Annotated in this window: 10 protein-coding genes and 1 pseudogene; 7 read left to right on the top strand and 4 right to left on the bottom strand. The window is 58.7% G+C overall.

Annotated elements, in window-relative coordinates:
* Window positions 1-56: 56 nt before the first annotated feature.
* Window positions 57-4,010, bottom strand: coding sequence for a trifunctional transcriptional regulator/proline dehydrogenase/L-glutamate gamma-semialdehyde dehydrogenase (gene putA, locus ACYZT0_RS23305; RefSeq protein WP_462043183.1), 3,954 nt, complete (start codon window positions 4,008-4,010; stop codon window positions 57-59).
* A gap of 463 nt (window positions 4,011-4,473) precedes the next feature.
* Here putA and putP point away from each other — a divergent pair, with 463 nt between their 5' ends.
* The 7 genes and pseudogenes from putP (at window position 4,474) to ACYZT0_RS23270 (ending at window position 15,970) form a co-directional block, all read left to right on the top strand.
* Window positions 4,474-5,958: a sodium/proline symporter PutP gene (gene putP / locus ACYZT0_RS23300; RefSeq protein ID WP_462043182.1), complete on the top strand. Its 1,485-nt coding sequence runs from the start codon at window positions 4,474-4,476 to the stop codon at window positions 5,956-5,958.
* 353 nt (window positions 5,959-6,311) lie between these two features.
* Window positions 6,312-8,330 (top strand): type VI secretion system Vgr family protein, encoded by a 2,019-nt coding sequence (locus ACYZT0_RS23295; RefSeq protein WP_462043181.1) that lies wholly within the window; start codon window positions 6,312-6,314, stop codon window positions 8,328-8,330.
* On the top strand, window positions 8,320-9,057 hold the full coding sequence (locus tag ACYZT0_RS23290; RefSeq protein WP_462043180.1) for a DUF4123 domain-containing protein: 738 nt from the start codon (window positions 8,320-8,322) through the stop codon (window positions 9,055-9,057). Before ACYZT0_RS23295 ends, ACYZT0_RS23290 begins: the two co-directional genes overlap by 11 nt.
* Window positions 9,057-13,838, top strand: coding sequence for an RHS repeat-associated core domain-containing protein (locus tag ACYZT0_RS23285; RefSeq protein WP_462043179.1), 4,782 nt, complete (start codon window positions 9,057-9,059; stop codon window positions 13,836-13,838). The genes ACYZT0_RS23290 and ACYZT0_RS23285 overlap by 1 nt, the downstream gene beginning before the upstream one ends.
* A complete protein-coding gene (locus tag ACYZT0_RS23280) occupies window positions 13,838-14,194 on the top strand; it encodes a hypothetical protein (RefSeq protein WP_462043178.1) in 357 nt (118 codons plus the stop codon). Before ACYZT0_RS23285 ends, ACYZT0_RS23280 begins: the two co-directional genes overlap by 1 nt.
* A 359-nt stretch (window positions 14,195-14,553) precedes the next feature.
* Window positions 14,554-14,877: pseudogene (locus tag ACYZT0_RS23275) on the top strand (hypothetical protein).
* A 253-nt stretch (window positions 14,878-15,130) separates the two neighbouring features.
* Window positions 15,131-15,970, top strand: coding sequence for a 23S rRNA (adenine(2030)-N(6))-methyltransferase RlmJ (locus tag ACYZT0_RS23270; protein ID WP_461976386.1), 840 nt, complete (start codon window positions 15,131-15,133; stop codon window positions 15,968-15,970).
* A gap of 130 nt (window positions 15,971-16,100) precedes the next feature.
* On the opposite strand, the gene msrA is transcribed toward ACYZT0_RS23270, so the two are convergent.
* The 3 genes from msrA to ACYZT0_RS23255 form a co-directional block, all read right to left on the bottom strand.
* Window positions 16,101-16,748 (bottom strand): peptide-methionine (S)-S-oxide reductase MsrA, encoded by a 648-nt coding sequence (gene msrA / locus ACYZT0_RS23265; protein WP_403138926.1) that lies wholly within the window; start codon window positions 16,746-16,748, stop codon window positions 16,101-16,103.
* Between the two features lie 176 nt (window positions 16,749-16,924).
* Window positions 16,925-18,193, bottom strand: coding sequence for an IS110 family RNA-guided transposase (locus ACYZT0_RS23260; RefSeq protein ID WP_462041914.1), 1,269 nt, complete (start codon window positions 18,191-18,193; stop codon window positions 16,925-16,927).
* 283 nt (window positions 18,194-18,476) lie between these two features.
* The gene (locus tag ACYZT0_RS23255) at window positions 18,477-21,170 is read right to left on the bottom strand and encodes a sensor domain-containing phosphodiesterase (protein ID WP_462043177.1); all 2,694 of its coding nucleotides are present in this window, start codon (window positions 21,168-21,170) and stop codon (window positions 18,477-18,479) included.
* Window positions 21,171-21,355: the final 185 nt, after the last annotated feature.

Below are 21,355 nucleotides of genomic sequence, written 5' to 3'. Positions count from 1 at the left end.
CCACAGGGATTTTTGCAAACCAGGCACCTATTGCGGGTGCCCGGCCTTGTTGCCATTTAACCGATTGTCATCAGGCTCGCATTACCACCCGCTGCAGCGGTGTTGACGCTCAGCGCCCGCTCGATCACCAGACGTTCCAGCGCAATGTTGGTTTCGCCTTGCGACAGTCCATGTACCCCAACAATCGCCCCGGCACGCTTGGCCACCTGCTGGCAGACCGCACGCAGCTGATCGGAATGGCCGTGATGCAGAGCCGCATCAAACAGCACTTCGTCCTTGCTCCAGTCGGAAACCAACTTGATCCGTGCCTGAACTTCTTTTGGCAGACGTGCGAACAACGCCTTGGTCAATTCTGCTTCCGGCCATACCGCCGAACCTCCAACAGCCAATACCGCCGCCAGTTGAGTCAGCAGATCGCCTTCGACGTCCGCCAGGCACAGCACGTGTTCGCGCGGCAGGATGGCGTAGCTGTTGCGCTCGCCGGTCGGACCGGCCAGAACGCGGGTGATGCCGCTTTGCGATTGCGCCGCGAACTGCACGCACAGGGCGCTCAGGTCAGCGAACTTGTTGCTGTCGGCCCACGCCTTCAGGGCAGTCAGCGGTTTGCTCATGGCATCACGCAGACGAACATCCGGTGCTGCGATGGCATCACCGCGAGCGAAGGATTGTTCGATCGCATCGGTAGGACGCGTCGACAGCAGACGGTACAGGTACAGCGGACCACCCGCCTTCGGACCCGTACCCGACAACCCTTCGCCGCCGAACGGCTGCACGCCGACCACGGCACCGACAATGTTGCGGTTCACATAAACGTTACCAGCGTTGACGTTGTCGATCACCTTGGCGATGGTCTCGTCGATGCGCGTGTGCACGCCCAGCGTCAGGCCGTAACCGGAAGCGTTGATCTGACCGATCAGCTGATCGATGTCTTTGCGCTTGTAGCGAACCACGTGCAGCACCGGGCCGAAGATCTCCCGTTGCAGTTCGTCGAAGCTTTCCAGCTCGATCAATGTCGGCATCACGAAGGTGCCGCGTTTGACTTCTTCGGTGTTGGCGATTGCCACCTGATACACGCTGCGACCTTTATCGCGCATGGCCTGGATGTGCTTCTCGATGCCCGCCTTGGCTTCGGCGTCAATCACCGGGCCGATGTCCACGGACAGGCGCTCTGGGTTGCCGAGACGACATTCAGCCATGGCACCTTTGAGCATTTCGATGACACGCTCGGCGGAATCTTCCTGCAAGCAAAGTACACGCAGAGCCGAGCAGCGTTGACCGGCGCTGTCGAAGGCCGACGACACCACGTCGATCACCACTTGTTCGGTCAGTGCCGAGGAGTCGACGATCATCGCGTTCTGGCCACCGGTTTCGGCGATCAGCGGAATCGGGCGACCTTGAGCATCCAGACGACCCGCGATGTTGCGTTGCAGCAAGCGAGCGACTTCAGTGGAACCCGTGAACATCACACCTTTGACCCGATCGTCACCAACCAGACGAGCGCCAACGGTTTCGCCACGGCCCGGCAGCAATTGCAGCACGCCTTCCGGAATCCCGGCTTCGAGCAGCAAGCGCACGGCTTGAGCGGCAACCAGCGGGGTTTGTTCCGCAGGCTTGGCCAATACCGGGTTACCGGCGGCCAGTGCCGCAGCAACCTGGCCACTGAAAATCGCCAGCGGGAAGTTCCACGGACTGATGCACACCACCGGACCCAGTGGGCGGTGGGCGTCGTTGGTGAAATCGTTGCGAGCCTGCACCGCGTAATAACGCAGGAAGTCCACGGCTTCACGCACTTCGGCGATGGCGTTGGCGAAGGTCTTGCCGGCTTCGCGAGCCAACAGGCCCATCAGCGGCTGGATCTCGCCTTCCATCAAGTCAGCGGCACGTTCCAGAATCGCGGCGCGTTCGGCGGGCGGAGTGGCCTGCCAGATCGGTGCAGCGTTCAGGGCGCACTGGATCGCATTGTCGACGTCTTCGACGGTGGCTTCCTGCACATGGCCGACCACATCACGCAGATCGGACGGGTTCAGCACCGGCGCCGGCGTTTCAGTGCTGGACGCGCAACCGAGCATCGGCGCAGCTTTCCAATTGTTGTGAGCGGTGGCCAGCAAAGCACAGGACAGCGAAGCCAGACGATGTTCGTTGGCCATGTCGATGCCGCTGGAGTTGGCGCGCTCGGCGCCATAAAGATCACGCGGCAGCGGGATACGCGGGTGCGGCAGGCCGAAGCCGCCTTCCAGCGTCGCCATCCGCTCGATGCTGGCCACTGGATCGGCCACCAGCGCCTGAATCGAGATGGACTGATCGGCGATCTGATTGACGAACGAGGTGTTCGCGCCGTTTTCCAGCAGACGACGCACCAGGTACGCCAAGAGAGTTTCGTGAGTGCCGACCGGTGCGTACACGCGGCACGGACGGTTCAGCTTGCCTTCGGAAACTTTGCCTACAACCTGTTCGTACAGCGGTTCGCCCATGCCGTGCAGGCACTGGAACTCGTACTGGCCGGGGTAATAGTTCTGACCGGCGATGTGGTAAATGGCCGACAGGGTGTGGGCGTTATGCGTAGCGAATTGCGGGTAGATGACTTCCGGTACCGACAACAGTTTGCGCGCGCAGGCGATGTAGGAAACGTCGGTGTACACCTTGCGGGTGTAGACCGGATAGCCTTCCAGGCCTTCGACCTGGGCGCGCTTGATCTCGCTGTCCCAGTACGCGCCTTTTACCAGACGGATCATCAGGCGATGACGGCTGCGACGCGCCAGGTCAATCACGTAATCGATCACGTACGGGCAACGCTTCTGGTAAGCCTGAATCACGAAACCGATGCCGTTCCAGCCGGTCAGTTGCGGCTCGAAGCACAGGCGCTCCAGCAGATCCAGCGACAGCTCGAGGCGGTCGGCTTCTTCGGCGTCGATGTTCAAACCAATGTCGTATTGCTTGGCCAATAGGGTCAGCGACAGCAGGCGCGGGTACAACTCGTCCATCACGCGCTCGTACTGGGCGCGGCTGTAACGCGGGTGCAGTGCCGAAAGCTTGATGGAAATGCCCGGGCCTTCATAAATTCCGCGACCGTGGGACGCTTTGCCGATCGAGTGAATGGCTTGTTCGTACGAGGCCAGGTACTTCTGGGCGTCGTGTTCGGTGAGGGCGGCTTCACCCAGCATGTCGTAGGAATAGCGGAAGCCTTTGGCTTCGAACTTGCTGGCGTTGGCCAGGGCTTCGGCGATGGTTTCGCCGGTGACGAACTGCTCGCCCATCAAGCGCATGGCCATGTCGACGCCCTTGCGGATCATCGGCTCGCCGCTCTTGCCGATGATGCGGCTCAGCGATGAAGTCAGGCCGGCTTCGTTGTGGGTGGCGACCAGTTTGCCGGTCAGCAGCAAGCCCCACGTAGCGGCGTTGACGAACAGCGATGGGCTGTTGCCCAAATGCGGATGCCAGTTGCCGGTGCTGATCTTGTCGCGGATCAGCGCGTCACGGGTGCCTTTGTCCGGGATGCGCAGCAGCGCTTCGGCGAGACACATCAACGCCACGCCTTCCTGGGATGACAGGGAAAATTCCTGCAACAGGCCCTGAACAATCCCGGCACGGCCGCCGGCGCTCTTCTGATTGCGCAGTTTTTCGGCAATCGAAGAGGCGAGTTTGTTGGTGGCTTCAGCCATCGCAGCGGGCAGGCGAGCCTGCTCGATCAACATTGGCACGACTTCAGGTTCCGGGCGGCGGTAAGCGGCGGTGATCGAAGCGCGCAGCACCGATTGCGGCAGGATGCTTTCTGCGAACTCCAGGAAGCACTGGTGCGCGTGGTCACCGTGGACCTCGCCGGCGTCGTCAGCGTCTTTGCTGATCAAACCGCTCAGCTCGGTCAGGGTTGCACCACCCTCGAGTTTTTCCAGGTAATTGAAAATTGCCTGCTTGATCAGCCAGTGCGGCGTGCGATCAATCGAGGTCGCGGCGGCCTTGAGGCGCTCGCGGGTCGGGTCGTCAAGTTTGACCCCAAGGGTGGTGGTAGCCATATTTTTATCCTCATGTTTGCCACGACCGCGTGGCATCAGCTGGCGGCAAGATTAGCTGCGCAACTCTCGAGGTGCAACCGGGTGCAACCCTTTTTTTGTCGGAATAATCAGCAGTTCGTCAGGAATTAAATTCCGGTACGAACGTACCGCTCCTGCTTGGTGCTTTTGCTTCTAGTAAACAGCGCGAACTGCCCTAAAAGGGAGCAAAAACGGACGTTTTTCACGAAAATCCGACTAGGTGCAACTTATTCCAAAGAAACTGGTTGCACCTTATTTACGTTGTTGAATAGGATTCGCGCCCAAGGTGCAACCGACTAAAAAGTCAGGTGCGCCGGCTGATGGCTTTCCTGGGGAAACATCAGTCATAAATGCGCGGGGCTGGAAATCGTTTCAACAAACGTTGTCGTTTGTCGGCGTTTCACACTTCGCCGCTACATAAAAACAAAGCCAGGGCATCACTCGAATGAGCGTTAGTAATCCAACCCTGATCACGTTCGTGATCTACATCGCAGCAATGGTGCTGATCGGCTTCATGGCCTATCGCTCCACCAATAACCTTTCTGACTACATTCTGGGCGGTCGTAGCCTGGGCAGCGTCGTGACTGCATTGTCCGCCGGCGCCTCCGACATGAGCGGCTGGTTGTTGATGGGCCTGCCGGGCGCTATCTACATGTCCGGTCTCTCCGAAAGCTGGATTGCCATCGGCCTGATCATCGGTGCTTACCTGAACTGGCTGTTCGTTGCCGGCCGCCTGCGCGTGCAGACCGAGCACAACGGCGATGCGCTGACCCTGCCGGACTACTTCTCCAGCCGTTTCGAAGACAAAAGCGGTCTGCTGCGGATCATCTCGGCGGTTGTGATCCTGGTGTTCTTCACCATCTATTGCGCTTCCGGCATCGTAGCCGGCGCTCGTCTGTTCGAAAGCACCTTCGGCATGTCCTACGAGACGGCGCTGTGGGCCGGTGCTGCAGCGACGATTGCCTACACCTTCGTCGGTGGTTTCCTGGCAGTGAGCTGGACTGACACCGTACAAGCCACGCTGATGATCTTCGCCCTGTTGCTGACGCCGATCATCGTGCTGCTGGCCACTGGCGGCGTCGACACCACGTTCCTGGCCATCGAAGCACAAGACGCCAGCAACTTTGACATGCTGAAAAACACCACTTTCATCGGCGTGATTTCGCTGATGGGCTGGGGCCTGGGCTACTTCGGCCAGCCGCACATCCTGGCGCGTTTCATGGCCGCGGATTCGGTCAAGTCGATCGCCAAGGCACGTCGCATCTCGATGACCTGGATGATCCTGTGCCTGGGCGGCACCGTCGCTGTAGGTTTCTTCGGTATCGCTTACTTCTCGGCGCACCCGGAGCTGGCCGCTCCTGTGACCGAAAACCACGAACGCGTGTTCATCGAACTGGCGAAAATCCTGTTCAATCCATGGGTCGCTGGTGTACTGCTGTCGGCCATTCTGGCTGCCGTCATGAGCACCCTGAGCTGCCAATTGCTGGTGTGTTCGAGTGCCCTGACCGAAGACTTCTACAAAACCTTCCTGCGTAAAACCGCCTCCCAGGTTGAGCTGGTCTGGGTCGGTCGCGCCATGGTGCTGCTGGTTGCCCTGATCGCCATCGTGATGGCCGCTAACCCGGAAAACCGCGTACTGGGCCTGGTCAGCTACGCCTGGGCTGGATTCGGTGCTGCGTTCGGTCCGGTTGTCCTGATCTCCGTGATCTGGAAAGACATGACCCGTAACGGCGCACTGGCTGGCATCCTGGTCGGCGCGATCACCGTGATCGTCTGGAAGCACTTTGAGTTGCTGGGTCTGTACGAAATCATCCCTGGTTTCATCTTCGCCAGCCTGGCGATCTACATCGTCAGCAAACTGGGAGAGCCTACTGAAGGCATGTATCAGCGCTTCGCCGCTGCCGAGGCAGATTTCCGTCTGAACAAGTGATGGGGATGAGCTGATGCTCTGACCTTTCGCCGAACATGAAAACGGCCCGCTTCCTTATGGAGGCGGGCCGTTTTTTTTTGTTCGCGGGGAGAGGTTTGGTGTTACCGATGGCGCCTTCGCGGGCAAGCCTCGCTCCTACAGAACACACAAATCCGTAGGAGCGAGGCTTGCCCGCGAAGGCGTCCTCTGCACCAGCACGTCACTTCTGACAGGAATGTCTGTAGGTCACTGCCCCGATTCTTGAGGGAGGATTCCCTAAAAAAGTAGGGCAAATCTGATTTTCCTGTCTCTCCCTCAACACCCCTATCCGGTCATGCAGAATCGCCCGCCTTCATTCTGCAGAGACACATCGGATGTTCGCTCCTGCCAATCAACCGCGTTTCACGTTGACGATCGACGGCGTCCAGAATGAGCTCAAGGTACTTGAGTTCACGGGCAAGGAAGCCATCAGCCAGCCCTACCGTTTTGACCTGGAACTGGTCAGCGAACGGCCGGACATCGAACTCGAAAGCCTGCTGCATCGTCAGGCATTTCTGAGTTTTGATGCACAGGGTTCCGGCATTCATGGTCAGATTTTTCGCGTCGGTCAAAGCGATTCCGGCCAACGCCTGACGGGTTACCAAATCAGTCTCGTGCCGCGACTGGCGTACCTGGGCCAGCGCATCAATCAGCGGATCTTCCAGCACAAAAGTGTGCCGACGATCGTCGCGCAAATCCTCAAGGACCACGGCATCCAGCGCGACGCCTTCGAGTTTCGGCTCGGCAGCGACTACCCAGCGCGCGAGTACTGTGTGCAATACGCCGAAAGCGATCTGGCGTTCATCCAGCGCCTGTGTGCCGAGATCGGCATTCACTACCACTTTCAGCACAGCCTTGACGGGCACCTGCTGGTGTTTGGTGATGACCAGACGGTTTTCCCTCGTCTGCCCGAGCCGACGCTATACCTGCCGGGCAGCGGAATGGCGGCGGATGCGCCGGCCATCAAGCGTTTCAACGTGCGGCTGGAAACCCGGACGACAGCGGTAACCCGTCGCGATTACGACTTCCGCAAACCGCGCCTGCAACTCGAAAGCCGCCTCGACAGCGAACAGCGACCGGTGCTGGAGGATTATCACTTTCCTGGCCAATTCACTGATCGCGAACACGGCAAACATCTGGCTCAACGAGCACTCGAGCGCCACAACGCCGACTTCCGTCAAGCCGAAGGTCGTGGCGACGAATCTGCGTTGGTCTGCGGGCACTTCCTGCACCTCGCCGAACACCCACGTCAGGCGTGGAATGACCTGTGGCTGGTCACCGAAATTGAACACCGTGGTCGCCAGCCGCAAGTGCTGGAAGAGTCAGTCACCAGCGACAGCCCGGATGATTTCCAAGGCTATCGCAATACCTTTCTGGCAATACCGTGGGACGTTTCGTTTCGTCCGCCGCTCGGGCCGGAAAAGCCACGCATGCTCGGCTATCAACCTGCCGTGGTCACCGGCCCGACCGACAGCGAAATCCATTGCGACGAGTTCGGTCGGGTCAAGGTTCAGCTTGCCTGGGACCGTGACGGTCAGCTCAATGAACACTCCAGTTGCTGGCTGCGCGTGGCCACCGGCTGGGCGCACGACCGTTACGGCAGCGTGCTGATCCCGCGAGTCGGCATGGAAGTGCTGGTCGGGTTCATCGATGCCGATGCGGATAAACCGCTGGTGATGGGTTGCCTGCCAAACGCGGCGACACCGGTACCGCTCGACTTGCCCGCCGACAAGACCCGCAGCATTTTCCGCAGCCAAAGTAGTCCCGGTGGCGGCGGTTACAACGAATTACGCATCGAGGATCGCAAAGGCGCCGAGGAAATCTACCTGCGGGCCCAGCGAAACTGGACTCAGCACGTGTTGAACGATCAACAGGTGCAGGTCGATAACCAGCGCAGCATCGTCGTCACCGGCACCGCTCGCCATGAACTGAAGGCCGACGAGCAACGCATCACCCACGGCCAGCGCCAGGCCGAAGTGAAGCTGGACGATCACTTGGTGGTGATCGGCGACCGGCACATTCGCGTGACCAGTCAGGCGCTGAATGCCAGTCAGCAATTCCATGTCAGCGCCGGTCAGCAAGTGGTGATCGACGGCGGCGCCAGTGCGACGATTCAGGCGGGTGGGCAGTGGATCAACATTGGTCCCGGTGGGATTTTCAGCAGCGTGCCGATTCAGGTCGGTGGTGCGTTGATGCCGGCCATGACTGCTGCGCCAGCCTCGCCGGATACGCTGTTGAATCTAGTTGCCGCTCCGGCGGCGCTGCTGAGTGCTGCACAGATTCTGAGCCTGAAAAGTGATGCGCCGTTCTGTGAGGAATGTGAGCGTTGTAAGGAGGGTGTCTGTGCAGCCTGATCGCTTGTCACCCCACGACTGGCTCAATCGCCAACCGCTGAAACCATCGGAACAATTGTTCGCCATCTTCAGCAATACGAGTGCCGCTGAACCTCTCAAAGCTTGGCAGCGTTGGAGCACCGCTCAAGCACCCAGTCCAATCTGGGCCGACACCGCTTACGCCGAGTGGGAACCGGTGATGCCCTATGTCGGAATCGTCGCTGCAGGCAGTGAGTTTCTGGAGTGGGTCGCCAACACCGAGTCCCGCGATTGGGGTTGGCTAGCGGTTTCTTCTGCCTCTCAAGAAGTGCTGGTCGAGCATTTGCGCAGCCTTACCCAAGTCCTTTTGCCCAACGGCAACGCGGTGTTTTTCCGCTTCTGGGATGGGCGTTATTTGCTGTCGATCCTTCAGTCTGCCGAAGTTAACGCCACGCAGTTAATGCCTGTGATCGACCGCTGTTTGATCAATGGCCAGCCGCTCGAGATGGGTGGCAGCGCGTTGAAAGCCTCAAGGGTTTTTCCGTGGAGGGAAGTTTCTGAATCGCTGCTTAAACACCTCAGTGCTGAGTCCGCTACAACCCGTATCAACAACTTGGTGAAGTGGTTGAGCGAGGAGCGCCCTGACCTTTATGAAGCGTTTTCGATAAGCGTATTGCGGCACAAGGTCGCGATCTTTCTTGAGACGCCCGACCTGCCTCAAGCACCCAAAACAGCCTTGGTGGAATACCTGATGGCGGAGCTGAACTGATGGATCAGATCGAGCGTATCGAGCAGGAGCTCGACGGTTTCAAAGACACCCTGAGTGTGTATCGGCAGCAACTTGGCGGCTTTCTGAGTCGGAATGCGGACAGGGTCAGTCGGGCTGCGGACATGCCGTCGCTGATGGGCATGGAGCGCAAGATCAAACTGGGGAATACCAGTAAGCCCGTAATTCAAAGTGATGAGGATTTTTTCTCCAGTGTTGCGCAATGCCCGGAAGGCGGAATTCTGGAGATCGAGAGCAAGTTTGAATCGGTTTACGACATTCCGTTGGGGAATATTTCGGTCGATGTGATTGCCATGGATGGCGGCAAGCGCACACCGGTCCCGCTCGACGAAAACGGTAAGGGGCAGTTCGAAGGCACTCCCGGCAAGTTCTATCGCGTTCATGTCCAGAATGAAGTCACCCCGACTCAAATCGATGATCTTTTCTCCTCTTACGACGGCCTGACCAAAGAGCTGGACGGCTGGCTGCGCAAAGAGTGGGAAGGGTTTAAACCGCAGTGGTCGCAGTCGACTTTTGCTGCGACGGGTAACGGAATGCTCGCAGGGAGTTGGGCGGCGATCGTGGGCGTGTGGGACAGCATCAGCCTGCTTTCGGACATTCTCCAGGATCCCCGAAAGTTCGTTGGCCGCCTGGGGAGCGGTGCCGACAAACTGGCCGAACTGGCGGAGAAATTTCCGGCAACGATGGAAAAGGTCCAGCTGCTGGCCAGTGATGAAGCGGCCCTCTGCCTATTGCTACGCACGGCCAGCCTCTGGTTGGAGATGCTGCCCCCCAGCGAAATCACCGGCAAAACTGCCGAAGCAGTTTCAACCGTGGTGGTGCAGCTACTCATCGATATTCTGATCGGGGTTGTTCTGACTTTTGCGGGCGCAGGCGCAGGCATCGCCTATTTGGGTATGCGCCTTGCCAACTACGGCGCCCGGATCGTCGACGCTGTAGTGGGTTTCGTCAAAGCGATCTTCAACATCATCAACAGCTTCATTACCTACGTTGATCGCTACAAAAAAGTTGCAGCGCGCGGTGTTGCAGCGGGTCTGAAAAAAGGTCGCATGCAACTGCGTTGGGATGCCAAGCGCAACACCACGCTCAAGCAAACCGAACACCACGACGACGTCCCGGATCAAGCGAAAAACCCCAACGGCGACAGCGCCGACTCCGTCGATAAAACCGCCACCAACAAATGCCCGGTGTCGATGGTCACCGGCGAAGAACTGCTGACCCTGACCGACGGTTCGCTGGACGGCATCCTGCCGTTCGACTTCACCCGGCTCTATCGCACCAGCGCTGCCGAAATCGACGGCGGCCTCGGCTACGGCTGGAGTCACAGCCTCGCGCATCGACTGGAAATCGACGGCGACCACGTCATCTGGGTCGACCACGAAAACCGTCGTACTTCCTTCCCGCTGCCCAACCGCGAACGCCCAGCGATCCACAACAGCCTCTCGCGCGCGGCGATTTATCTCGGTGATCAACCCGAAGAACTGATCCTCGCCCAGGCCGGCGACGACACGCGTTTCTATCACTTTCAAAACGGTCGACTGACCACCATCAGCGACGCTTACGACAACCGCCTGCGCATCACCCGCGACCGTCAGGACCGGATCAAACGCCTCGACAACGGTGCCGGTCGCGCCTTGCTGTTGCGTTATGACCGCAGCCATCTGGTCGCCGTCGACTACCAGCATTTTGTTCCGGCCCAGACCCTCGACGAGGCCTGGCAGACCGCGCAAACACTGGTCAGTTATCGCTACGACGAACGCTCGCAACTGATCGAAGCGACCAACGCCGCCGGTGAAAGCGAGCGCTACGACTACGACGATCAGCACGTCATCCTGCAGCGACAACTGGCCGGTGGGGCGAGTTTCTTCTGGGCGTGGGAAAGGTCCGGCAAGGCGGCCCGATGCATCCGCCACTGGGCGTCGTTTGCGCAGATGGACGCGCAGTATCTCTGGGATGACCAGGGCAGCGTCACCGTTCAGAACATCGACGGCAGCGAAGAGGTTTACGTCCACGACGAGCGGGCGCGGCTGGTGCGCAAGGTCGAACTGGATGGCGGCGAACAGCTCAAGGCCTACGACGACCAAGGTCGGCTGATTGCCGAGCAGGATCCGCTCGGCGCCGTCACTGAATACCACTACGACGAAGTCGGACGGCTGGTCGCGCTGATTCCACCGGAAGACGAACCGACGGCCTACGAGTATCGCAACGGTTTCCTGCACGCGCGCTATCGCGGCAAAGCCGTCTGGACCTATCAGCGCGATGCTCAGGGCGATGTCACCGAAGCGACCGATCCCGACGGGCATGTCAGCCACTATCACTACGACGAAAAAGGCCAGCTGCTGTCGATCCGTTACCCGGACAACAGCCGGCATGTGTTCGTCTGGAGCGCCTTAGGGCAACTGCTCGAAGAGACCTTGCCGGACGGTGGCCAGCGGCGGTTTTCCTACGACGCTTTGGGGCGGCAGATTACCCGTCGGGATGAGCACGGCGCCGTCACCCAGTACCAATGGGACGCCGTCGGCCGACTGATTCAGACGACGCTGCCCACCGGTGCCAGCCGCGCGTTCAGCTACAACGCCTACGGCAAAATCACCGCCGAACGCGACGAACTGGGTCGCGTCACGCGTTACGAATACGTCGACGATCTGCACCTGGTCAGCCGCCGGATCAATCCCGACGGCACCCAGCTGAAGTATCGCTACGACAACGCCCAGCTGTTGCTCACCGAAATCGAAAACGAATCCGGCGAAAAATATCAGCTGGACTACACGGCCAACGGCCTGATCCGACAGGAAAGCGGATTCGACGGCCAGCGCACGGCGTACAGCTACGACCTCAACGGCCAGTTGCTGGAGAAAGCCGAGTTCGGCGATGACGGCTCGCGGTTGGTCACGGCTTATGAGCGGGACTCGGCAGGGCGATTGCTGGTCAAAACCCTGCCCGACGGCATCAAGATCGACTACCGCTATGACAGCCTCGGTCGCCTGATCAGCGTCGACGACGGCCATGACCATCCGCTGGAATTCGAGTACGACCCACAGGATCGCCTGATCACCGAACATCAGGGCTGGGGCACGCTGCGCTATGGCTACGACGCCTGCGGCCAGCTCAATCGCCTGCGCCTGCCGGACGGCAGCAAACTCGATTACCACCACGCCAAGGGCGGCACGCTGACCGCCATCGACCTCAACGGTGCGCGACTCACCACTCACCAATTCGCCTTCGGTCGCGAACAGCAACGCCAGCAAGGCCTGTTGCTCAGCGAATATGCCTACGACGATCAGGGACGCCTGAAGGCCCACGCCGTCAGCCAACGGCAACAACCACTGTATCGCCGCGACTATGCCTACAACGCCAACGGCAATCTCGACAGCATCGCCGACACCCGCCACGGCCAGCGCAGCTACCAATACGACCCACTCAACCGCCTGACCCGCGTGCGCCACACCCGCGACGACCCACCGGAAAGCTTCGCCCACGACCCGGCCGGCAACCTGCTGATGCAGGACCGCCCCGGCGCCGCGACCGTCAAAGGCAATCGTCTGCTCATGCAGGGCGACCGCCACTACGACTACGACGCCTTCGGCAACCTGATCCGCGAACGCCGCGGCACCGGGCAAAAACTCGTCACCGACTACCGCTACGACTGCCAACACCGCTTGGTCGGCGTCACGACCCCGGACGGTCGTTGCTCAAGTTACCGCTACGACGCCTTCGGCCGCCGCATCGCCAAAACCGTCGACGGCCACACCACCGAGTTCTTTTGGCAGGGCGACCACCTCGTCGCCGAAAGCAGCCGCGAGCACTACCGCAGCTACGTCTACGAACCGGGCAGCTTCCGCCCACTGGCCATGCTCGACGGCAAAGGCCCGCAAAAGGCTTGCCCGTTCTACTACCAACTCGACCACCTCGGCACACCGCAGGAATTGACCGATTTCAGTGGCGAGATCGTCTGGTCGGCGAAATACAACGCCTACGGCAAGGTCACTCGCCTGGCGTTCGGTGGGGGCGAGCAGCTCGAGCAGCCGTTGCGGTTTCAAGGACAGTACTTTGATGCCGAGAGCGGCCTGCACTACAACCGGCATCGGTACTATGATCCGGAGATTGGCCGGTACCTGACGCCGGACCCGATCAAGTTGGCGGGCGGGCTGAACCAGTATCAGTACACGCCGAATCCGACGGGGTGGGTTGATCCGTTGGGGTTGAGCGGTAATTGTCCGCCGTCGAATAAGCCAGGGTGTCAGGCGCCGGATGATACGGCTGGCGTTAAGGTTGATGAGGGTGAGCCGGCGCTACCGAAGCTGACGGGTGATCAGCGTAGGGCGCGGATTGATGAGCTGGCGGAGGCGGTTGTTCATAGGCGATTGAAAGAAATGGAAGATTCAATTGATGAGGCCCACTTTCTACAGAAACATGGTGCTCAAACCACTCTGCAGTCCCAGCTTCAGCGAGTGCAAGAAGGCAGGAACCCTACGACCGGCGAAATAGAAAGGTACGAGAGAGGAAGGCGACGGGGCGAACCCGTAATACCCTCTGCGGCGACACACTTTCTCAGCCATCGTGATCAGCTGAATGCGATACAGCGTGCGCAATTGATTTTTAAACAGAGTGGTTTGAATGCTTCCCGGCGTCCTATCGAAATGGGTAAAAAAGTAGGCGAGGGATTTAAGAGAGATGGCTTGCAGTACGGTGAGCAAACCAGAGCTGTAGTTATATTGGATGAAATGGGTCGGCCTAAAACAGCTTTTACGGATTTTGACTAATGAAAAATTCTTACAACATTTGGGATATACGTAGTTTGCTTTTCGTTTTTGACATAGAAAATACACGTGACCTGAAAAGGGAAGAAATAATAGTTTCGAAGGATGTAAATGATGAGCAAGAGCTCACTGAACTATTTGATGTCTTGACGCGTCCGGAGTTTTTTATCTATAGCAAAAAGGAACGTCAATTATTTATTGATACGTTGGTGCATTTTTTAGATTGTGGTGACAGTTTTGATGGGGTTTTTTCAAAAATTGATACTTATTTTGATGATGACGTTAAGGATCAGAGAAAATTTATGGAGGTTCTACTTAATTGTCTGCACCGTTATCAGTCTGAGGAAGGTGTTAAATAATGTCTGAGGGTTCGCAGCGAAATTTCTGGGCAATGTCATCGGAAATTTCCTTCAACCTGTAGCGGTTTCCATGAACTGGTGCGAAGTGAGTTCCATGGATAGTCTTTTGGCTGTCACTGCAAATGCAGTGGCAGGGTGTAGGAACCCTGGGAAATTCACCGCGCATCAGCGCTGTCGTTTGATTGCGGCACTTAATTCGTGTCCGTAAGATCGTTCGCGGCGGCTGTGCGCGGGACACGCTTCGGCGTGGCTGAGTTTTTGGTGGATTCCTCAGTTTCCTACTCCCGCGTACGGCTGCCACCCAAGCCCGTAGGAAAGGCCGTTGGTAGCTTTAACTCAACCACCAAGGTCTATCGAAAATGAAAATTCTTCACCCCGACCCACCCTACAAAAAACCAACCCCCCACCCCGAAAACCGCTTCATGGCACTCACCAGCAACTGCGACGACATGCCCACACTGTTCGTTGATACCCAAGCGCCGCTTGATGTTTTGTATGACGCTGCCAGCTACTGAATCCGCGCTGTCACTCAAGTGATGGAGAACCTGTCCATGCGCGGTTCGATTGAGTGTCAGTCCTTCATTCTCAGTGACTTCGCCTTGCTCTGCGCCATTCCGTTGCGGGATGGGTGTGATGTGCTGGATGTGCTTGGCCGGCGTTTGCGGGCGCGGTCTTCGGATTAACGCCGGGCGGCTTTTGTGGCGAGGGGGCTTGAAAGATCGTTCCCACGCTCTGCGTGGGAATGCAGCCCGTGACGCTCTGCGTCACTTCGGTGTCAGGCGCGAAATCGGTGGTGCGGCTGGAACGCGGAGCGTCCCTTGAGGCATTCCCACGCAGAGCGTGGGAACGATCACCGTGTAGAGTGCCCGCTCGGCTGCGAGGTCCTGACGTTCGCCGCTGTACAAGGTAAACTTCCCGCCCTTCGCAGGAGCAATTATGAATTATCGTCACGCCTTCCATGCCGGCAATCACGCCGATGTGTTCAAACACCTGACTTTGACCCGCCTCATCGCTTTGATGTCGCGCAAGGAGCAGCCGTTTGCCTATCTCGACACTCACGCCGGCATTGGTCTGTATGACCTGCAGGGTGATCAGGCGAGCCGAACCGGTGAGTACCTGGAAGGCATTGCGCGTTTGTGGGATCAGCCGGATCTGCCGGCGTTGACCGCGGATTACATGAAGGTGCTGCACGACATGAACCCGGATGGCCAGTTGCGCTATTACCCGGGTTCGCCGGAGTTGGCGCGGCGTCTGACGCGGCCGCAGGATCGGGTGATGCTCAACGAGAAGCACCCGGAAGACGGTGTGTTGCTCAAAGACAATATGGCGGGCGACCGTCGGGTGAAGGTGCATCTGGGCGAAGGCTGGCATGTGCCGCGTGCGATGTTGCCGGTGCAGGAGAAGCGGGCGGTGATGTTGATTGATCCGCCATTCGAGCAACTGGATGAAATGCAGCGCTGTGCGGCGTCGTTGAAAGAGGCGATTGGCCGGATGCGGCAAACCGTGGTGGCGATCTGGTACCCGGTGAAGGACCCGCGCATGTTGCGTCGTTTTTATCAGGATTTGGCAGGGAGTGGCGCGCCGAAGTTGTTGCGGGTGGAGTTGCTGGTGCATCCGCTGGATACGCCGAACAGTTTGAACGGGTCCGGGTTGGCGATTGCGAATCCGCCGTGGGGGCTGGAAGAGGAGTTGCGTGAGTTGCTGCCGTGGTTGTCCAAGAAGTTGGGACAGACCCAGGGTGGGTGGCAGATGGATTGGTTGATTGCTGAGAGTTGACCGGTGATCGGTCCCACGCTCTGCGTGGGAATGCAGCCTGTGACGCTCTGCGTCACGCCCTTCAAGAGCGGACGCGGAGCGTCCATTGAGGCATTCCCACGCGGAGCGTGGGAACGATCAGATCAAAAGATTAGATCGGGCAAGTCACGCCCGTACCGCCAATCCCGCAATACCCTTCAGGGTTCTTGGCCAGGTATTGCTGGTGATACGCCTCGGCGAAGTAGACCGTCGGCGCTTCTTCGATTTCGGTGGTGATGGTGCCTTTGCCAGCCTTGGTCAGTTCGGCCTGGAACACCTGCTCGCTATGCTTGGCGGCGGCCAGTTGCGTCGGGTTGGTCGCATAGATCACTGAGCGGTACTGCGTGCCGATGTCATTGCCCTGACGCATGCCCTGAGTTGGGTTGTGCAATTCCCAGAACATCTTCAGCAGCTCTTCGTAGCTGACTTTCGCCGGCTCGTAGACCACCAGTACCACTTCGCTGTGGCCGGTCAGGCCCGAGCAGACTTCTTCATACGTCGGGTTCGGCGTAAAGCCGCCGGCATAACCCACCACCGTACTGACCACGCCTTCGCGCTGCCAGAACTTGCGTTCCGCGCCCCAGAAGCATCCGAGGCCGAAGATCGCGAAATCCACATCGGTGACGAACGGGCCCAGCAGCGGGGCGTCGTGGACGAAGTGTTTTTCCGGCAGGTTCATGGGGGTTTCGCGGCCAGGCAGAGCTTGTTCTTTAGTCGGGAGCACGTTTTTGTTCACCAGAATTTCCGAGCGCAGAACCATGGTCAGTCCTCTCAGTCAGGTTGAAATGTAAATAAACAGGCCGCCAGTGTGCCTAATACCAGTTGGTTAAGCACTATCCATGTGGGAGCGAGCTTGGGCGGCGTTCCGACGAATGCGGTGAGTCAGACGCCATCGATGTTGACTGTTACGCCGCCTTCACGCCCTGAGCCTTTCCGTCAACACGGTTTTGCTGTGTCCGGCTCGCTGGTCAACGGTGAGCCGTGCCGGAGCAAGGCTTGTAAATAAACCTTTTCGTCGTACACGGTGCTGCTCTTCCAGCACTGATAAACGATCCGGATCCACTTGAACGCCAGGGCCCTGAGGGCCGCTTGGTATGAGCAGCCTTTGGCCCTTTGCTGGCGATAATAAGCCTCTGCCCACACCGATTGATTGATGCTGTGTGCAGCCCACTCAACAAAGGTCTGGCGCAAAAAAGTTGCGCATTGATAGCGCCAGTGGACGACTTTTTTCTTGCCACTGCGTTCGGTGACCGGGGCAATCCCGGCATATCGCTGCACAGCACTGGCATCCTTGAAGCGATCACGCTGCTCACCAAAGGCGACCATCAACCGTGGTGCAAGCTGCTGTCCCGCGCCGGGCAAGGCCTTGAAGAGTCGATAGTCGGCCAGGGTGTTGGCAGTTTTTTCGATCTCCCGATCAAAATCTTTGATCGCCGTGATGACCCCTTTCAGTTGCGAGACCAGGGCCAGCACATACAGCGCTGAAGGACTGACCACGCCTGGATCTTCAGTCAACGGCATGGCTTTGGCGATCAATGCCAAACGCTGCTGATTGAGCTCAGCATGGCGAACATTATGCGCGTGAAGGAACTTCAAAACGCTGGCTGGCCGAGCGTGCTTAAGCACTTCAAATGTCGACCAGCGCGCCAAAAACTCACAGAAAACCAGCGTGTCATGGTCATGAAACAGCTCAAGAGCCAACGGATAATACTGTTTGAGCATGCAGACCAGACGATTGCTGATCTTGACCCGGTCATCGACCAACCCGCGGCGATGTTCGGTCAGGCTGGCGAGCGAACGCATGGCGGAGCTTTGCTGGACCAGTTGAGGAAACCGTTCGGGGTGATTCAGCAACAGCTCAAGCGCCCATTGAGCATCCGTTGGATCATCCTTGGCGCCACTGGGGACGAAGGTTTTACGGTGCCGGGCCAAGATGCTCGGATTGATCGGAAAGATACAAAAAAACTCATATTTTTGCAGAGCCGCTATCAGTGGCCCTTTGTTCAACTCCACGGCGATCGCGATCGGGCCACCGTAACGTTGATGCAGCGACTTGGCCCAGCGATCAATCGACTCGGGCTTGTGGTCGATGACCTCGAAACTCCGCTGCGCCTCTCCAGCAATCTGCAAACAGATGTCGTGCTTGGCGTCTGCCCAATCAATTCCGATATAAGCAGTGAAATTCTGAGACAGGAGCGTTTGCATGGAACACCTCCACAGGCGCTAAAGTACATGCAGGGACATGCATGCTTGCGTCCAGCGAAGGCGATATAGAGAGCCGTGTCGGGCTTTCCCTGAGAATTCGTTAGAGGGCGCAAGCGCACCTGTGGACTCGAAGGTGAAGGCGTAATCATCGAGTGCTGCGCGAGCATATTCGTAGCCCGCAGGTGCATGTTCCTTCCTCGCCGACAGCCAACTTCCAGCGAAGTCAGTATGGAAGAGAAAGGAACGGACTACCTATATCGCGAGCAAGCTCGCTCCCACATGGTCAGGCGATCGGGCCACGCGGATAGCGCTTGAGCTTTTCGATCAGCTCTACGCCGGGGATCGGTCGGTCGAACAGGTAACCCTGGCCAACGTCGCAGCGGTGACGGCGCAGGAAGGCTAACTGCTCGGCAGTCTCGATGCCTTCAGCCACGACCTTGAGTTTCAGGTTGTGGGCCATGGCGATCACCGCAGAGGTGATTTCCATGTCGTCCTGGTTGTCCGGGATCTCGTGGATGAAGCTTCGATCAATCTTAATGATGTCGATCGGGAATTTTTTCAAGTAACTGAGCGACGAGTAACCGGTGCCGAAGTCATCCATGGCCAGGGTCAGGCCCAGACGCTTGAGTTGATCGAGCTGCAAGTGGGTGTCTTCGGTGGCTTCCAGCAGCAGGCCTTCGGTGAGTTCGAGTTCCAGCAGATTTGCCGGCAGCGCTTCTTCTTTGAGGATATTGGCGATGGATGACACCAGGTCCGGATCGGAGAACTGCTTGGGCGAGAGGTTGATTGCCACCTGAAGATTACCCAGGCCAGCGGCGGTCAGGTCTTTGCTCATGCGGCAGGCCTGGCGGGCGATCCATTTCCCGATGGGAATGATCAGCCCGGTTTCTTCGGCGACGCTGATGAACTGGTCTGGGCGGATCATGCCTTTTTCCGGATGGTTCCAGCGCAGCAAGGCTTCCATCCCGAGCAGGCGACCGCTGCGCAGGCAAAGTTTGGGCTGATAGAAAACGTCCAGCTCGTTCTGGGTCAGGGCGCGGCGCAGGTTGTTCTCGACGAACAGCTTGTAACTGGCCTCGGCATTCAGCGCTTCAGTGAACACTTGAACCTGGTGTTTGCCGTTGGCCTTGGCCTTGTGCAGCGCCAGGCCGGCGTTGCGCATGAGGGTTTGCGGGTCGCGGCCATGCAACGGCGCGCAGGCCAGGCCTACTGAGCCGGTGACGCTGATCAGCTGATTGTCGACGAACATCGGTTTGTCGAGGGTCATCAGCAATTCGCTGGCGATCTGTTGGCCCGCATGCAGGTCGGTGTTGTCCAGCAGCACGGCGAATTCGTTACTGGCAAACCGCGCCAGGCTGCCACTCGGGCTCAGGCTATTGCGCAGGCGTCTGGCCAGGCTGATCAACAGTTTGTCGCCGGTCTGGTGGCCGAGGCTGTCGTTGATCCGCTTGAAGTTGTCGATGTCGACCAACAGCAGGCTGATCGGGGTATCGCTGTCTCGGGCGAAGCGTTCATCGAGGTTGCGGATAAACGACGGACGATTGCCGAGGTTGGTCAGGTTATCGGTGTAAGCCAGACGTTCGATGCGCTGCTGAGCGAGCTTGGTCTGGGTGATGTCTTCGTAGATGCCGATGTAATGGGTCAGTTCACGGTTGTCGCCGTAGACTTTGGAAATCGACAACTGGCCCCAGTAGGGTTCGAGGTTTTTGCGGCGACTTTTGAACTCGCCTTGCCAGCTGTTGCTCTTGGCCAGCGCCGAGGGCGCGTCGAACAACAGTTCGCTGAGGTTTTCCAGTGCCGGCAGTTCCGACAGCCGCTGGCCGTGGACTTCTTCGGTGCTGTACTGGGTGATCGCCGTGAAGCTCGGGTTGACGTATTCCACCACGCCATCGCAATTGACCAGCAAAAAGGCGTTGGCGCTTTGCTCTACCGCACGCTGGAACAGGTGCAGGGCGCTGGTGGCGGTGCGGCGGTTATGGTTGTTGATGACCTGAGCGAATTGATCCGCCAGTTCGCCGGCGAAAGCGATTTCGTCCGATTGCCAGGCGCGGGTCGTACCGATCTGCTCCAGGCAGAGTACGCCGACCACTTGGCCGTCGACGCGGATGCTGGCGTCGAGCATGGCGTTTACGTCGCGCGGGCGCAGGTGTTCGGCCATTTCCCGGGTGCGCGGGTCGCGCATGGCGTTATGAGCGTCGATGGCGCGGCCGGTGTGCAAGGCTTCCAGGTAGTCAGGGAAGTGACTGACGTCGATCGGCTCCGGCAGTTGGTATTCCTGGTTGGCGCGGTGATAGGCCGAAATCGGCACGAGCAGTGAACCTTCGAGGTTCCACAGGCTGGCGCAGTCGATTTCGTAAATGTCACAGGCACTGCGAGTGATCAGCTCGGCGGCTTCTTGCAGGGAGTTGTTGCTGCGGTAGCGCTGGCGGGTCAGCAGCAGGATCAAGTCTTGCTGGGCGCGCACCCGGTCCAGGTGCAGGAGCTGTTCCTGCTGAGCGAGTTGATTGAGCGCCAGGGCGATTTGCAGGCGAGAGTTTTGGGTTTCCAGGTCCAGCGCCGGCAGCAGTTGCTCGCCCTCGTGCAGGCCGTCGACCACCAGCAGGTAGCCGCGCAGCAGGTGTCGGTTGTGTTGTTTGTAGGCTTCGCCCAATTCCAGCAGGTTCAATGAGCCTGCGGCAGTGTGCAAGGTGTAGCGGATCTGGTAGTTCGGACTTTCGGTGAGCTGCTGCTGGACCGCGTCATGCAGCTGATAGCGCGCTTCAGGTTCCATCAGGCTGGCGTAAGGTGAGTCGACCAGAGCACAGAGGTCCACCGCCGGCAGGCCGAACTGTCGTTCGCAATTGGGATCGAGAAACAGCAGTGCCCAGCTTGGTTCATTCAGCCGTTCGAAACGCAGCATGCCGAGCCGCGAGGGCACTGGCAACTGCGTCACTACCTCGGCCACCATACGGCTGGCGGCATCGGGTTGGCTTTTCATTGAGGGAAACTCGCTTCGAATAGGCTGATCGCGCCGGGCTCTCGCCCTCTTTACTGTTGTCTGCGGCAAGGTTGCATCATTGCAACACTGACTGACAAGAGACATGAAGGCCAAGTGCTATAAGAATATGTCGGCCGGGACGATGATTTCTTCAGCAAGAGGCCGAAAACTAATGCATTTGGCCT

It is taken from the genome of Pseudomonas sp. ZS1P83 (assembly GCF_054897825.1).
Note: the sequence above shows the minus strand (reverse complement) of the source record. Positions and strands in the feature narration are given on the sequence as shown.